This window comes from Marivita sp., from assembly GCF_022763305.1.
In the GTDB taxonomy this organism is placed as follows: Bacteria; Pseudomonadota; Alphaproteobacteria; order Rhodobacterales; family Rhodobacteraceae; genus Marivita.
On the sequence record NZ_JALEGT010000102.1, the window covers coordinates 1 to 13,612 of the forward strand.

Annotated in this window: 13 protein-coding genes and 1 tRNA gene; 5 read left to right on the top strand and 9 right to left on the bottom strand. The window is 63.1% G+C overall.

Translation table 11 applies throughout. The features are described 5' to 3' along the window. Positions 1-82 precede the first annotated feature (82 nt). The 5 genes from MRY75_RS18050 to MRY75_RS18070 form a co-directional block, all read right to left on the bottom strand. Positions 83-157, bottom strand: a tRNA-Glu gene (locus tag MRY75_RS18050). Positions 158-298: 141 nt separating this feature from the next. Continuing rightward, positions 299-2,044, bottom strand: a complete 1,746-nt coding sequence (gene recJ / locus MRY75_RS18055; RefSeq protein WP_292309399.1) for a single-stranded-DNA-specific exonuclease RecJ — start codon at positions 2,042-2,044, stop codon at positions 299-301. A 10-nt stretch (positions 2,045-2,054) separates the two neighbouring features. Continuing rightward, positions 2,055-3,020, bottom strand: a complete 966-nt coding sequence (glpX, locus tag MRY75_RS18060; RefSeq protein WP_292309400.1) for a class II fructose-bisphosphatase — start codon at positions 3,018-3,020, stop codon at positions 2,055-2,057. 86 nt (positions 3,021-3,106) lie between these two features. Next, the gene (locus MRY75_RS18065) at positions 3,107-4,393 is read right to left on the bottom strand and encodes a homoserine dehydrogenase (protein ID WP_292309401.1); all 1,287 of its coding nucleotides are present in this window, start codon (positions 4,391-4,393) and stop codon (positions 3,107-3,109) included. A 75-nt stretch (positions 4,394-4,468) separates the two neighbouring features. Continuing rightward, on the bottom strand, positions 4,469-4,750 hold the full coding sequence (locus tag MRY75_RS18070; RefSeq protein WP_292309402.1) for a hypothetical protein: 282 nt from the start codon (positions 4,748-4,750) through the stop codon (positions 4,469-4,471). 96 nt (positions 4,751-4,846) lie between these two features. On the opposite strand from MRY75_RS18070, the gene MRY75_RS18075 reads away from it, so the two are divergent. Further along, positions 4,847-5,431 (top strand): TetR/AcrR family transcriptional regulator, encoded by a 585-nt coding sequence (locus MRY75_RS18075; RefSeq protein WP_292309490.1) that lies wholly within the window; start codon positions 4,847-4,849, stop codon positions 5,429-5,431. A 101-nt stretch (positions 5,432-5,532) separates the two neighbouring features. On the opposite strand, the gene MRY75_RS18080 is transcribed toward MRY75_RS18075, so the two are convergent. Genes MRY75_RS18080 through MRY75_RS18090 form a run of 3 tightly spaced genes read right to left on the bottom strand, consistent with a single transcriptional unit; the run spans position 5,533 to position 7,422 of the window. Then, on the bottom strand, positions 5,533-5,889 hold the full coding sequence (locus MRY75_RS18080; RefSeq protein ID WP_292309403.1) for a carboxymuconolactone decarboxylase family protein: 357 nt from the start codon (positions 5,887-5,889) through the stop codon (positions 5,533-5,535). 11 nt (positions 5,890-5,900) lie between these two features. After that, the gene (locus tag MRY75_RS18085) at positions 5,901-6,644 is read right to left on the bottom strand and encodes an amino acid ABC transporter permease (protein ID WP_292309491.1); all 744 of its coding nucleotides are present in this window, start codon (positions 6,642-6,644) and stop codon (positions 5,901-5,903) included. A 37-nt stretch (positions 6,645-6,681) separates the two neighbouring features. After that, positions 6,682-7,422 carry an amino acid ABC transporter ATP-binding protein gene (locus MRY75_RS18090; protein WP_292309404.1) on the bottom strand — a complete coding sequence of 247 codons (741 nt, stop codon included), beginning with the start codon at positions 7,420-7,422 and terminating at the stop codon, positions 6,682-6,684. A gap of 129 nt (positions 7,423-7,551) precedes the next feature. Between MRY75_RS18090 and MRY75_RS18095 the strand changes: the two genes are divergently transcribed. Continuing rightward, a complete protein-coding gene (locus MRY75_RS18095) occupies positions 7,552-8,328 on the top strand; it encodes a transporter substrate-binding domain-containing protein (RefSeq protein WP_292309405.1) in 777 nt (258 codons plus the stop codon). 69 nt (positions 8,329-8,397) lie between these two features. Here MRY75_RS18095 and MRY75_RS18100 read toward each other — a convergent pair whose 3' ends face one another. Next, a complete protein-coding gene (locus tag MRY75_RS18100) occupies positions 8,398-8,589 on the bottom strand; it encodes a hypothetical protein (RefSeq protein ID WP_292309406.1) in 192 nt (63 codons plus the stop codon). 119 nt (positions 8,590-8,708) lie between these two features. Between MRY75_RS18100 and MRY75_RS18105 the strand changes: the two genes are divergently transcribed. Genes MRY75_RS18105 through MRY75_RS18115 form a run of 3 tightly spaced genes read left to right on the top strand, consistent with a single transcriptional unit; the run spans position 8,709 to position 13,579 of the window. Then, entirely contained in the window at positions 8,709-10,364 is a 1,656-nt protein-coding gene (locus MRY75_RS18105; protein WP_292309407.1) for a hypothetical protein, read from the top strand. A gap of 26 nt (positions 10,365-10,390) precedes the next feature. After that, complete coding sequence (locus MRY75_RS18110; protein ID WP_292309408.1) at positions 10,391-11,509, top strand: phosphatase PAP2 family protein; 1,119 nt, start codon at positions 10,391-10,393, stop codon at positions 11,507-11,509. 3 nt (positions 11,510-11,512) lie between these two features. Continuing rightward, positions 11,513-13,579, top strand: a complete 2,067-nt coding sequence (locus tag MRY75_RS18115; protein ID WP_292309409.1) for a S8 family serine peptidase — start codon at positions 11,513-11,515, stop codon at positions 13,577-13,579. Positions 13,580-13,612: the final 33 nt, after the last annotated feature.

The following is a 13,612-nucleotide window of genomic DNA, read 5'->3' on the forward strand; positions in this document are numbered from 1 at the left end:
CGGCTGAGAACCGCAGGTCGATCGGGGCCAGATTGCCGCGCACACGCGTCGTAATCTGCTCAGTTTTGACTTCTTGGGAAAGTGGCAGCCCGTAGGGGAATCGAACCCCTCTTTCCAGGTTGAAAACCTGGCGTCCTAACCGATAGACGAACGGGCCACTCTTGGTGAGCGGTGTTTATGCAATGGCGCGGGGCCATGCAAGTGGAAATTCGAAGGTTTTGGGCTGTTTTTTCGTTCTTCGCCAAATATTTTTTACCGACTGGTAAAACCATTTACTTTCAAACAGTTATGCTCTTCCCTACCCGGCTAGCGCCGCATCCTCCAGGCGCAATTGTACAGATCGCCTGCCGCCCCACTCGTTAATCTCCAAACGGCCGGCCAAATGGAATCGAGCGCCGCCATGCTGTTCGAGCGCCGGCCCCAGTGGTCCATCGAAAGCACCGAAGGAAATGGCGTCGATGCGCGCTCCAAGACCGTCTCCGAAGCTGATCTTGAGATGTGCGCTGCCCACCCGCTTCGCGAATCCGATCTGCATGTCGGGAAAGACGAATCTCGGCGCGGCGGCCCCGGCACCAAAGGGTCCGGCCTCTTCCAGAAGGTCCACCAGCTCGGGTGTTGCCGCCCCCGGCATCAGGGGCCCATCGAGGCGCAGATCGGACGCGCCAAGCTGGTCGGCGCCCTGTTTGGCAAGGATTTCAGCCAAACGCGCCATGGCCGGTTCCAGTTGCGCCCGTGACAGAGACAGACCGGCAGCCATCTTGTGCCCGCCGCCTTTTTCGAGATGGCCTTCCAGAGCCAGCTTGTGAATCGCCGCGCCAAGGTCGATCCCGCTGACCGACCGCCCGGACCCTTTGCCAGCATCACCGTCAAAGCCGATCACGATGGCGGGCCGATTGGTGCGCTCCTTCAGACGCGAGGCGACAATACCGACGACACCGGGATGCCAGCCCTCCCCCGCAGCCCACACAAGCGGAGCGTCGAAGCCGCGCGCCTCGGCCTGTTCCAGGGCCTGCGCACGTACCGCTTCCTCGATCTCGCGGCGTTCGGTGTTGAGCGCATCCAGACGGTCCGCCAGCGCTTTGGCTTCTTGCGCATCGGTGGTGGCAAGAAGGCGCGCGCCAAGATCCGCCTTTCCGATCCGCCCCCCGGCATTGACACGGGGGCCAAGCACGAAGCCCAAATGGTAGGATTTCGGCGCGGTCTCCAGCCGCCCAACGTCGCAAAGCGCCACAAGACCGGGACGCGCGCGCTGTGCCATCACCTTGAGTCCCTGCCGAACGAGTGCCCGGTTCACACCTCTGAGCGGTGCCACATCCGCCACCGTGGCCAGGGCCACGAGATCGAGCATGGACATCAGGTCGGGCCCCTGATGGCCCGCCTCGCGCATCTGTCGTCCTGCCTCGACCAGCGCTAGAAAGACGACGCCTGCCGCGCAGAGATGCGCAAGGCTGCCATCCTCGTCCTGACGGTTCGGGTTCACGACGGCATAGGCCTCGGGAAGGGTCTCGCCCCCAAGATGATGGTCGAGCACGACGACATCCGCACCGATGGCTGCCGCGATGGGCCCGTGTGACAGCGTTCCGCAATCGACGCAGACGATCAGGTCATGATCCCGCGCCAACGCCGCCATCGCCGCCTCGTTCGGGCCGTAGCCCTCGTCGATGCGGTCGGGCACGTAAAGCGTTGCGCGGCGATCGAGCTGGCGCAGCCAGTCGATGAGAAGCGCGGCCGACGCACCGCCATCGACATCGTAATCGGCGAAAATCGCGATGCGCTCGCGCGTGCGGACGGCCTGAAGAATGCGCGCGGCCGCCTTTTCCATGTCCCGCAGCGATCTCGGATCGGGCAGCAGGGCGCGCAATGTCGGTTCGAGATAGGTCGAAACGTCCTCGGCCGGGACGCCCAACCGCGCCAGCGTCTGGCACAGCGCGGGCGGCATCTCCGTCTGCTGCACCAGCGCTTCGGCCTGTCGCACGATATCGGGTGCAGGACCGATCCAGCGCCGCCCGGTCAGAGACCTGTCAACGCCAAGATATGCGGTCACGCCTGCCTCATCAGTGCATCGGGTTCCGGTAGGTCATGCGGCGCACGGAGCCGGTCTTCGACCGCATCAGCAGGGTTTCCGTGGTGTAGAACCCGACCTCACGCTTGATCCCGGCGAGCAGCGATCCGGTGGTGACCCCCGTGGCGGCAAAGATCACGTCCTGCGTGACCATCTCGTCGCGGGTGTAGATCTTGTCGAGATCGGTGATCCCGGCCTTGGCGGCGCGGGCTTTCTCATCGTCGTTGCGGAACAGCAGGCGACCCTGAATCTGGCCCCCCATGCATTTCAGCGCGGCCGCCGCCAGCACACCTTCGGGCGCACCGCCGGTGCCCATGTACATGTCGATCCCGGTCTGGTTCGGTTCTGCGCAATGCATCACGCCCGCCACGTCACCATCCGTGATCAGACGGATGGCCGCCCCGGTCGAGCGGATTTCGGCGATCATGTCTTCGTGGCGCGGACGTTCGAGAACGCAGACGGTGATGTCGCGCGGGCTGCACCCCTTGACGCGGGCCAGCGCCGACACCCGTTCGCGCGGGGACATATCAAGCGTCACCAGACCCTCGGCAAAGCCCGGCCCGATGGCCAGTTTTTCCATGTAGACATCGGGGGCATGCAGCATCGACCCGCGCGGACCCATCGCGATGACGGTGAGCGCGTTCGGCATGTCCTTGGCGGTGAGCGTCGTACCTTCGAGCGGGTCGAGCGCAATGTCCACGCCGGGACCCGTGCCTGTCCCCACCTCTTCGCCAATATACAGCATCGGGGCTTCGTCCCGTTCGCCCTCGCCGATCACGACCACACCCGCAATATCGAGCATGTTCAGCTGCTGGCGCATGGCATTGACCGCTGCCTGGTCCGCCGCCTTTTCATCGCCCCGACCGATCAGGTTGACGGTGGCGATGGCGGCCTGTTCCGCCACCCGCGCCAAACCGAGGGACAACATACGGTCGTTGAAATCAGCGCGCGCGGTCATGAAACTCTCCAGTCACGAATAAAGTTGGTTGCCTAGCCTGTTAAGGCCGTGCCTCCGGGCTGACAAGGTTGATTGCGCTAAAGCGATCAGACCTGTTCGATCCGCAGGGCGACGGGTTCGCCTTCCACCACCTGCGTGCCGACCATTGCCGCCAGTGCCGTGTCCAGTGCCGCGCGCGTCGTCTTGTGCGTCACGATCAGCACCGGTGCGGTGTTCTGATCGTGGCTGCGCTGGCGCATCCGATTGATCGACACGCCCGCTTCGCCAAGCACGGCCGCGACCTTGGCAAGCGCGCCGGGTTTGTCGAGCAGCATCAGCCGCAGGTAATACGGGGCCGGGGTCGCAGTCTGCGCCGGGGTTGCCTTGTCCAGCGTCGCAGCCGGTTGACCAAAGGTGGAAATCCGCGTGCCGCGCGCAATGTCGATCACGTCGCCCATCACGGCGCTTGCGGTGGGGCCCTCGCCGGCGCCGGGACCGCGCAGGACGATCTGGCCCACCTGGTCGCCCTCGATCACCACCATGTTGGTGCCGCCATCAAGCTGACCCAGCGGCGATGTCGCCGGCACAAGGCAAGGAGACATGCGCTGTTCGAGCCCGCGACCGGTCATACGGCATACGCCCAGCAGCTTGACCTTGTACCCCATGTCAGCAGCCTGCCGGATGTCCTCGATGCTGACGCGACCGATGCCTTCCAGTTCGACCGCGTCGAAGGCGACCTGCGTGCCAAAGGCGATCGAGGCCAGAAGCGACAGCTTGTGACCGGCGTCGATGCCGCCCACGTCAAGATTGGGATCGGCTTCGAGATAGCCCAGACCATCCGCTTCGGCAAAGGCCTGATCATAGGTCAGACCGGCGGATTCCATACGCGTCAGGATGTAGTTGCAGGTGCCGTTCATCACACCCATGACACGGGTGATCTCGTTCCCGGCCAAACCTTCCGTCAAGGCCTTGACCACGGGGATGCCGCCCGCGACGGCCGCTTCGAACCGCAGGACCGCGCCGCCGGCTTCGGCGGCTTCGGCCAGTGCCTGACCATGATGCGCGAGAAGCGCCTTGTTTGCGGTCACGACATCCTTGCCCGCACGCAGCGCCGCTTCGGTGGCCGCCTTGGCCGGACCATCGCTGCCGCCCACCAGTTCGACGAAGACATCGACATCGTCACGCTGCGCCAGTGCGACCGGATCGTCTTCCCAGGCATAGCCATCGAGCGACACGCCCCGATCCTTTGCCCGATTGCGGGCGCAGACCGCCGAAATGGTGATCGGCCGTCCACCACGCGCCGCAATCAGGGCCGCTTTCTGCCGGACGATCTTGACGACACCTGCACCGACAGTGCCCAGACCCGCTATTCCAAGGCGCAGAGGTTCAGTCATTCGGGCAATCCTTTTGCAGAGGGTCGTGATTTCGCCCGCAATAGCGCCTTGCGATACGGGCTGCAACGGCCCTGATCAGGGTTGCGCAACGCCGGCGTTCATTCGGTCACGTGTGTTGGGGTCAATGACCGGAGCGCGCAGACCGTTGGCGCGATTGCGCAGGTCGGCCGCACGGGCCAAGAGGAGATCGTCATCGGCATCGGTCAGGACGGTCTGCTGATCCCCGGCCAGTTGCTCGAAGGGCAGCAAGGTGGGGTAGTCCGTCAGCGGCTCGCCCGACTGCAGCGCCGCGTCCACTTCGGGAAACTCCGCACAGGCGGACATCAAAACGCCAAGGATGATCCACGCCCGCCACATCAGGTTGCTCCTTTTCCTGCACGTGTCATGCCGCAGCGCGGAGGCCTGCGCAACCACGGGCTTGATCTGAACGGGTGTTCAGATAATCTGGCTGCCATGGCACGCACGGCTGGCTCACATTCGGATATCACGGGGCCACGGGTGCGCGAGGCGGCGCTGGCGCTGTTTGCGCAGCATGGCTATGCGGCGGTGTCGATGCGCCGGATCGCGCAGGAGGTCGGTGTTCAGGCGGGTGCGCTTTACAATTACACGCCGGACAAGCAATCGCTGCTCTTTGACCTGATGCAGGGTCACATGGACGAGTTGCTTGAGGCACGAGCGCAGGAGCCTGTGGCCGACACACCGCTGGAGCGGCTGGAGGCGTTCAGCCGCTTTCACATCCGGTTTCACCTCGAACGTCCGCTTGCGGTGTTCATTTCCTACATGGAATTGCGCAACCTTACGCCCGGGAATTTCGCGACGATCGAAGACCTGCGCCGCCGGTACGAGGGCGAGCTGGAAGCCATCCTGCGCGATGGGCGGGACGCTGGCGACTTTCACGTGGCTGATACCAAGATCACCACGCTCGCGATCATCGCCATGCTGAACGGGGTCAATACGTGGTACCGGAGCGGTGGGCGGCTGTCGCTGCCCGAGGTGGAAGCGATCTATTGGGACATGGTGCGCAAGGCGGTCACGTGACAAGAGATTTCGAAATCTCTTGTCGAAGCGCGTTCGAACGCGCTTGAGCCGCGGTTTAGAAACCGCGGCTCAAGGTCTTTCAAAAGACCTTTGGCCCCACCTCAGACCGATGTGCCTGCAGGCCCGCCCGTGAACTCGTCATAGGCCTCGAGCGCCTTGGCGCTGAACGCCACCGACGGCCCGCCACCCATATAGGCGATCATCGCCAGCGCCTCGCAGAATTCCTCGCGGGTTGTCTTGAGCCGCACCAGCGACCTTACATGGAACGCGATGCAACTGTCGCACCGCGTCGATATGGCAATGCCCAGCGCGATCAGTTCCTTGGTCTTCTCATCCAGTGCGCCGTTCGTCTTGGCCGCTCGCCCCATCTGGTTGAACCCGGCAAATGTCTCGGGCGTTTCCTTTTGCAGGGCGTCAAGACGCCCCACCGTGTCCTTCATGAAATCCGACCAACTCATCACGCTCTCCTTCAGCGGCTTTCATCTGCACCCATCTTGCGCTCCAGCCAACGCACAAAGAAGCTGATGATCAGGACGAGGACAAGATATTCCAGGATCAGCAGCGTGTAGATTTCAAGCGGCCGATATTCCGTCACCACAAGTTCGTTCGCCCGCCGTGTCAGTTCCTGCATTCCGATGACCGACGCAAAGGCCGACATCTTGACGATGTAGATGAACTGGTTGGCCAGCGGCGGCAGGATGCGCCGGATCGCCTGCGGCAGAATCACGTACCGCATCGTCTGACCATAGGTCAGGCCCACGGTGCGCGCGGCCTCGGTCTGACCTTTGGGGATCGACTGGATGCCGGAGCGGTAGATCTCGGCAGTGAAGGCGCTGTCGGAAATGGCCAGCGTGATGATCGCGCCCCAGAAAGCGTCGATGGTGATCGGAAAGCCCAGCGACCGCATCACCACCGGCAGGCCATAGAACACCCAGAAGAGCATCGGCAGCAGAGGGATCGCGCGGACGAATTCGATATAGACCCGTGACGGCAGCCGCACCCAGCGGTTCGACGACATGCCCGGCAGGGCCACCAGCAGGCCAAGCGTCATCGACAGAGCGGTGGCGATCAGAGACAGCTGGATCGTGGCCCAGAAGCCACCCACAAGAAACCGTATGTTCGACTGCCCCTGCGCCGTCGAGGGGTCGATCACGTACCAGCCCCACGTGCCATCCCCGGAACAGGCGGCAAGAAACAGGCACGCGCCCAGCATCGTCCAGATTTTAAAGAACCGTGTCATCCGAACCGCCTCAATGCTGCAGGATCTTGTCGAGGAACGCCTTGAACCGCTCGGTCTTTGGCGCTTCGAACACATCGCTTGGCGTCCCGGTCTCCACGATTTCGCCGCCATCCATGAACACCATCCGATCGGCCACCTTGCGCGCGAAGCCCATCTCGTGTGTCACCACAAGCATGGTCATGCCGTCGCGCGCCAGTTCCACCATCACGTCCAGCACTTCCGAGATCATCTCGGGATCGAGCGCGGATGTCGGCTCGTCGAACAGCATGATCTTGGGTTTCATGCAAAGCGACCGGGCAATCGCCACGCGCTGCTGCTGACCGCCGGACAACTCGCGCGGGCGCTTCCGCGCCTGTTCGGGGATCTTGACCCGTTCCAGATACTGCATCGCCAGCGCCTCGGCGTCTTTTCGGGACAGGCCACGTGCTTTCATCGGCCCCAAAGTGAGGTTTTCGATCACGCTAAGATGCGGAAAAAGATTGAACTGCTGGAACACCATCCCGACCTCGGCGCGCACCCGGTCCACGCCACCCGGTTCCGACAGAGAAATACCGTCAACCGTGATGCCGCCGGAATCATATTGTTCCAATCCGTTGACACATCGGATTAAGGTGGACTTGCCCGAGCCTGAAGGTCCGCAGATGACAATCCGTTCGCCCAGACTGACATTCAGGTCGACATCCTTGAGGACGTGGAAATCCCCAAAGGATTTGTTCAGCGACCTGATCTCTATGACGCGGTCAGCGTTCATGCCACACTCCGATCCACACTCGATGCTCTCAATGATAGCGCGCGCGCCAAAAAATCAGCGTGTCGTGATGGCCGTCGGAGCTTTCAACCTATGTAACCGCACGAAGACTTGCACGAAAAGGGAAATACCATGCGTTTTCTGAAATCACTCGGACTTGCGGCTGCCTTTGCCGCCTCCTTTCTGGCCGCTCCGGCCTCCGCGCAATCGGCGCTTCAGGACATCCTGAGCGGCGGGGTCCTGAAAGTCGGAACCACCGGCGACTGGAACCCGATGTCGGTGCGCGATCCGGCCACGAACAGCTATGTCGGTTATGACATCGACGTCATGACCGAACTCGCCACCGACCTCGGGGTGGAACTGGAATTCGTCCCGACGGACTGGAAGACCCTTGTGAACGGCGTTGTCGCCGGGAACTATCACATGACCGGGTCAGCCTCGATCAGCCCGGCACGGATGAAGGCGGCGGGGTTCTCCGACAGCTACATCTCGGTCGAGATTTTCCCGTTCACCACCGAAGACAAGGTCGATCGCTTCTCGGGATGGGACTCGATCAATTCGGGTGAGGTGAAAGTGGCAACCACGCTTGGCACCACCTTCGAGAAACTGGCGAACGAGTGGTTCCCGAACGCCGAGATCACCGTCGTCGAAGCCCCTGCACGCGGCTATCAGGAAGTGCTGTCCGGCCGGTCCGACGTGTTCATCACCTCGAACATCGAAGGCGCGACGCTGGTGTCGAAGTTCCCGAACCTGCGCCAGATCGAGACCGATGGACCGCGCGCCCCGTCGCCCATCGCAATGCTGCTGCCACAGAACGATCAGGTCTGGATCAACTACGTCAATAGCTGGATCGAACTGAAGAAGGCCCAGGGCTTCTTCGAACGCACCGCCGAGAAGTGGGGCCTCTGATCCCCATTCGCACGCGTTCCGATCAGGAAAGCCGGCCTTTGGCCGGTTTTCTTTTGTCGGGTGGATGCATCACTTATCGCGGGTGATGTCCTGCGGTCCGACCATGTCGACCACCTTGATCATCCAGCGCAGCACTTCGATCTGGTCCTCGGTCAGGGCGCAGGCGTCGATCACACCGGTGGCATGCGGTCGCAAATTCGGCCATTGTCGGTAGAAATCAACCATATCGGTGATCACGAGCGAACTGCGCTTTTCGGACATGAAACGGTCCTTTTCCCTTGTCGTTTCGACAGGTTAGCAAAAGCCTCGTGTCAGCTACCGTGAAAATAGTGTGAACGACTTGGTTCTGCGACAGAGCACCGCTAGCATCATCTTAACCAATGAAAGAGGCTGACGTGGCCGCGGGGCTTGAGATTTCCTTGTTCGGATCATGCGTGCTGCGCCGTGTCGGCGCGTCTGCGCAGGAAATCACGGGCGCCAAACACCGTGCCTTTTTCGCGCTGCTCGTCACGGCTCCGTTGAACCGGCGTTCGCGCAGCTTTCTGCAGGAAACGCTGTGGGGTTTTGCCGATTACGAAAGCGGGCACCAGAACCTGCGCCGGGCGCTGTCCGACCTGCGCAAGATCCTTGGTGACGATTTCGACAGCATCCTGACCGTCACCAACAAGGAAATCGAAATCGACATGACGCGGGTCAAGGTGATCGGGCATCCGACGGATGGGCCGTTCCTTGACGATCTGAACGTCCGCGAGCCGTCTTTCATCGCCTGGCGTGACAGCGTGCGCGCCGATCCGGGCGCCGCCAAGGTGCTGTGCTTCATGTCCTCCCGGCAGGGTCCGGCACGGATCAAGCCGCGTGTCTGTGCGCTGCCCCTGTCGGTGCCGCCCGGCGATGCCGAACTTGCCATCGCCGGCGACTGGATTGCCGAAGAGACCAGCAGGATGATGTCGCGCTCGAGCCTGCTCTCGGTCATTTCCCATCTGTCCGGACGGGCCATGACACAGCGTTTCATCGACATCGCGAATGTGCGCGACACGCTGGACGTCGATTATCTGCTCACCGGAAGCCTGCGGCGGCAGGGTGATCTTCTGGTTGCCGATCTCGACTTCATCGACATCGAGAGCGGCACGCTTCTGTGGAACCGGCACCTTGCCTGCCCGATCATCCATTTCTCGCAGGAGGCGTCAGGCTGGATGGTGAACGTGGTCCAGTCGGTGGGCCGGTCCATCGCGGAAACCGCAATCGAGGCCGGACGCGAGACCGCGCTCCCGGACCTGCCGGATCACAAGCTTCTGATCGCCGGGGCGACGTCCATGCATCACCCCCGGCTGCGCGAATTCCTGCGCGCGCGTCAGTACCTCGACGAGGCCGCAAGCCGCGCACCGTCCAACCCGCATGTCTTTGCGTGGCTGGGCAAATGGTATGTGCTGAGTGTGTTCAAGAACTACAGCGTGGACCGGCAGGGTGACACGCAAAAGGCGCTCGACTGTACCGCGCGGGCTCTGGATCTCGATCCGCATTCCAGCTTTGGTCTGACCATCGACGGCTTCGTGAACGGCAACATCCTCAAGAACATGGATGTGGCCGAACGGCGCTACAGCGCGGCGCAGGACATCAACCCGAGCGAAAGCCTCGCCTGGCTGTTGCGCGGATCGCTGATGGCCTTTCAGGACGAGGGACAATCGGCCATTCGCGCCACCACGACCGCGCGCAACCTGTCGCCCATCGACCCGTTCGGATATTATTTCGACAGTCTCGGCAGTTCGGCCCATCTTGCGGGCGGCGACTATGAAAAAGCATTGGAGCTGGCGGATCGGTCTCTTGAAGCGAACGACCGGCACATTTCAACGTTGCGCACGCGCATCGCAGCCCTTCACGCGCTGGATCGCGGCGCCGAGGCGCGCCAGACCGCTCAGGAACTGATGCGGCGCTTTCCCTATTTCCGACTGGACGATTACCGGAAAACACATCCCTCCGCCGACAGCAAGACAGGGCAATTGGTGATCGCCGCCCTTGCGTCGGCGGGGCTTTCCTAAGGCTCATTTAACAAGGAATAGATCTCATGGCTCAATACGGTGGATTTGGCGGCTTCGGTGGGTTTGGAGGCTTTGGCGGGTTCGGGGGCTTCGGCGGATTTGGCGGCTTCGGTGGCGGCACCAACTTCACCGGGCTCGGCGGTTTTCTTGGCAGCGAAGATCCGGGCGGCTACGACCCCATGACAACCCATGGTCTTCAGACCACGGCCGAAGGCTTGCGGCATCTGACCGAAGGCGGAACAACCCCGACCGACAAGGAACTGGGCTTCTCCGACCCCAACAATCTGAACGGCCTCGCCACATGGGTGCGCGGATCGCTTTATGTCAGCGAGTATCTTGCGGGTATCGGATCGACCCCAGTCGTGGGCACAGGCGGCGCGCCGGATCGCGTGACACTCACGTTTGATGGCGAGACCTGTCTCACACTCGACCGCCCGGCGACAACGCTCTTGCGGTCGCAATGCCGGCTCGTGTCGGATTACGCGGCATTGCGGGCGGAACGCACCGCCGAGATCACGTCGCAGCTTGGTTTCCCGACCGCCTATTTCGCGATGATCCTCGGTCTGCACAGCGCCCAGAACAAGAAAACCTTTGAACTGATCACGGCCACGCAGGTTGCTGCTGCCCACACGGCGATGATCGTCAAGAACCACCTCGCGATCCGTCGCCCCGATCAGTTGGACGCGCGGTTGATGCCGATGATCCCGACGCCCGGACATGGCAGCTTCCCGTCGGCCCATGCGACCGAGGCCTATGCCGTGCTGACCGTTCTGGAAGCCTTGGTGACAGCGTGGGACAGCCTTGCCGACGGCGAACAGCGGATCAAGGCGCTGCGGGGTCTGGCCGAGCGGATCGCGGTCAACCGGACGGTTGCCGGTGTGCACTATCCGATCGACAGCTGGGCAGGTGCCGCTCTTGGCCGGATCGTCGGGCAGGTCGTGCTCAGCCGGGCGGGCGCCGGAGCACCGATTGCGGAACTGGCCTACAGCGCGGGCGATCACGACTTCTACGACGAAGATCAGCGCGATCCGGCGACTGCCGCCGACAAAGGGCTGACCGCGACAGGCACCACCGTCACCCTGACAGCCAAGCCCGCCTTCTCGTGGCTCTGGTCCGGTGCCGTCGCCGAAGCGCAGAAGGTCTGAGCCATGATCCCGCACCGTCATGACGACGATCGGATCGACAAGTATACCGGTCCTTACGAGCGCTGGACATTTTCCGAAGACCTTGGTCGCCCCTTTACCTTTCCGGCCATCCGCAAGGGACCGTCGACGCATATCACCGCGTTGATGGAGGGCGAAGGCATGCTGGAAAGCACCGAGGATCTCGAGGTCCGCATCCCGCCGCTGTGGAACGACACCCCGGATGTCACGCCCTTTGCCATGTGGAACCGCTCGGTTGATCCGGACGGGCCCACCGATGCCGAGGATGCGGACCTCGCGCGGTGCCTGAATGCTCTCAGTGGCACCCGCTACCGGCTCAACATGCCCATCGACCCGGCCACCTGGCCTGCAACCTATGACCGGGACGGAACGCCTGACGGCTGGCAGCGCCCCAAGGTGCGGCCCAGCGTGATCATCGGCGTGATCGACGATGGCCTGCCCTTCCTGCACCGCGCCTTCCGCGATGCCGACGGGGACACGCGGATCAACCTGTGCTGGCTTCAGGCTGCCCGGGCAGACGACTCGGCCGCAGTGCCCTTCGGACGCGAGATCACGGGCGCGCAGATTGAACAGCTGCGCGCCCAGTACGGCAAGCACGAATTGCGCGCCTATCAGGCGGCCCATGCCATAGACCGCGACCTGCCCGAGGTGGACACGGTGCTGCGCCACCACGCCACCCACGGAGCCCATATCGCCGGGATCGCCGCAGGGAATGACCCTTATGTCGGGGCATCCGCCCTGCCCGACGATGCAGCGATCATCGCCGTGCAACTGCCCAACACCATTGCCTGGGATACATCCGGCTTTGGCAAGGAGATGATGATGCTCAGCGCGGTCGAATACATTTTCGAGCGCGCCCGCAGGATCGCACGGGCGTTCAACTGCGCCGAGATCCCGTTGGTCATCAATTTCAGCTATGGCTGGAGCGCCAATCGCCATGACGGTCAATCCAGTTTCGAACGGGCCGTCGAGGCTCTGATTACGGATCGGCGCAAGGTCCAGCCCTGCACCGAACTGGTCATGCCCACCGGCAACAATTTCGCCAACGACATGCATGCCCGCTTTTCGGGCGATGACCTTGTGGACGGGTCGGTTTCGTTCGGCTGGCAACTCAAGCCAGATGACCGCACGTCGAGCTACCTCGAGATCTGGCTGCCTCCGGACAGCACCCCCGACGGCTGGACCGTGACGGTCACCCCACCTCCGGGCAGCCCCGCCGGGATGCAGACATGCCTGCCTGTCTCGGCGGATGCGCAACTGCGCGGCGGCGACCCCCGTCGGTTCGTCGAGATAGAGGTCGGGGACAAGGTTATCGCGCAGTTGTCGGCCGACAAGCATCAGAACACCCGCTGGCGGGTCATGCTCGCGGTCATTCCGACGGCCGGCAATCTGGGCGAGGGACGCCGCGCGCCGGTGGGGATGTGGACCGTCACTGTCGATACCGGGACTGACCCGCTTTGCGACGGAGACCATATCGACATCTGGGTGCAGCGCGACGACGATCCGACGCAACTGGGCACGGGTGGACAGCAAAGCTACCTTGTGGACCTCTCCCGTCCCACTCCGCCACGCGTGCTGGCACCGCCGGTCCTGACGCCGGTGCGCGGCTTTGGCTGTCTCAACGGGATTGGCACCGCGCCGTCCGTGTTCCGCGTGGCAGGCTACATGCAGTCCACGAAAAAGCCGGTGGCCTATAGTGGCAGCGCATCGGTCGCGCTCGACAGCACCGGCACGCCGGTCGTGGAGGCCAATCTGCCCGCCGCAACAGCCACGGCGGATCAGGGCTGGTTCCTCTCTGGTCTGCCGTCCATCGGGGTTCTGTCCGGATCAGGCGCGCGGATCATCGGCACGAGCGCGGCAGCTGCCACGGCAACCCGTCTGATCGCGTTGAACTTTGCTGCCGGCAAGGCGGCGACTGACGGGTTCGAAAACCTCTATCCCGGCACGCCCCCGTCTGCGCTGACCCTGGCCCGCACCGGTCCCCTGCGTGTGCCACCCGTCTGTGCTTCGGTGCCGCCACAACCGGGCACCACTGCGGCGCGTGTGTCCTGAGCACGCGCGGCCCCGGTGTTGCTCCCGGGGCCG

Excerpts from the sequence above, each read along its gene's own strand:
- glpX (WP_292309400.1), bottom strand. The coding sequence starts at position 3,020 with ATGACCGCGCGCGCTGATTTCAACGACCGTATGTTGTCCCTCGGTTTG.
- MRY75_RS18065 (WP_292309401.1), bottom strand. The coding sequence starts at position 4,393 with ATGACTGAACCTCTGCGCCTTGGAATAGCGGGTCTGGGCACTGTCGGT.
- MRY75_RS18070 (WP_292309402.1), bottom strand. The coding sequence starts at position 4,750 with ATGTGGCGGGCGTGGATCATCCTTGGCGTTTTGATGTCCGCCTGTGCG.
- MRY75_RS18075 (WP_292309490.1), top strand. The coding sequence starts at position 4,847 with ATGGCACGCACGGCTGGCTCACATTCGGATATCACGGGGCCACGGGTG.
- MRY75_RS18080 (WP_292309403.1), bottom strand. The coding sequence starts at position 5,889 with ATGAGTTGGTCGGATTTCATGAAGGACACGGTGGGGCGTCTTGACGCC.
- MRY75_RS18085 (WP_292309491.1), bottom strand. The coding sequence starts at position 6,644 with ATGCTGGGCGCGTGCCTGTTTCTTGCCGCCTGTTCCGGGGATGGCACG.
- MRY75_RS18090 (WP_292309404.1), bottom strand. The coding sequence starts at position 7,422 with ATGAACGCTGACCGCGTCATAGAGATCAGGTCGCTGAACAAATCCTTT.
- MRY75_RS18095 (WP_292309405.1), top strand. The coding sequence starts at position 7,552 with ATGCGTTTTCTGAAATCACTCGGACTTGCGGCTGCCTTTGCCGCCTCC.
- MRY75_RS18100 (WP_292309406.1), bottom strand. The coding sequence starts at position 8,589 with ATGTCCGAAAAGCGCAGTTCGCTCGTGATCACCGATATGGTTGATTTC.
- MRY75_RS18105 (WP_292309407.1), top strand. The coding sequence starts at position 8,709 with ATGAAAGAGGCTGACGTGGCCGCGGGGCTTGAGATTTCCTTGTTCGGA.
- MRY75_RS18110 (WP_292309408.1), top strand. The coding sequence starts at position 10,391 with ATGGCTCAATACGGTGGATTTGGCGGCTTCGGTGGGTTTGGAGGCTTT.
- MRY75_RS18115 (WP_292309409.1), top strand. The coding sequence starts at position 11,513 with ATGATCCCGCACCGTCATGACGACGATCGGATCGACAAGTATACCGGT.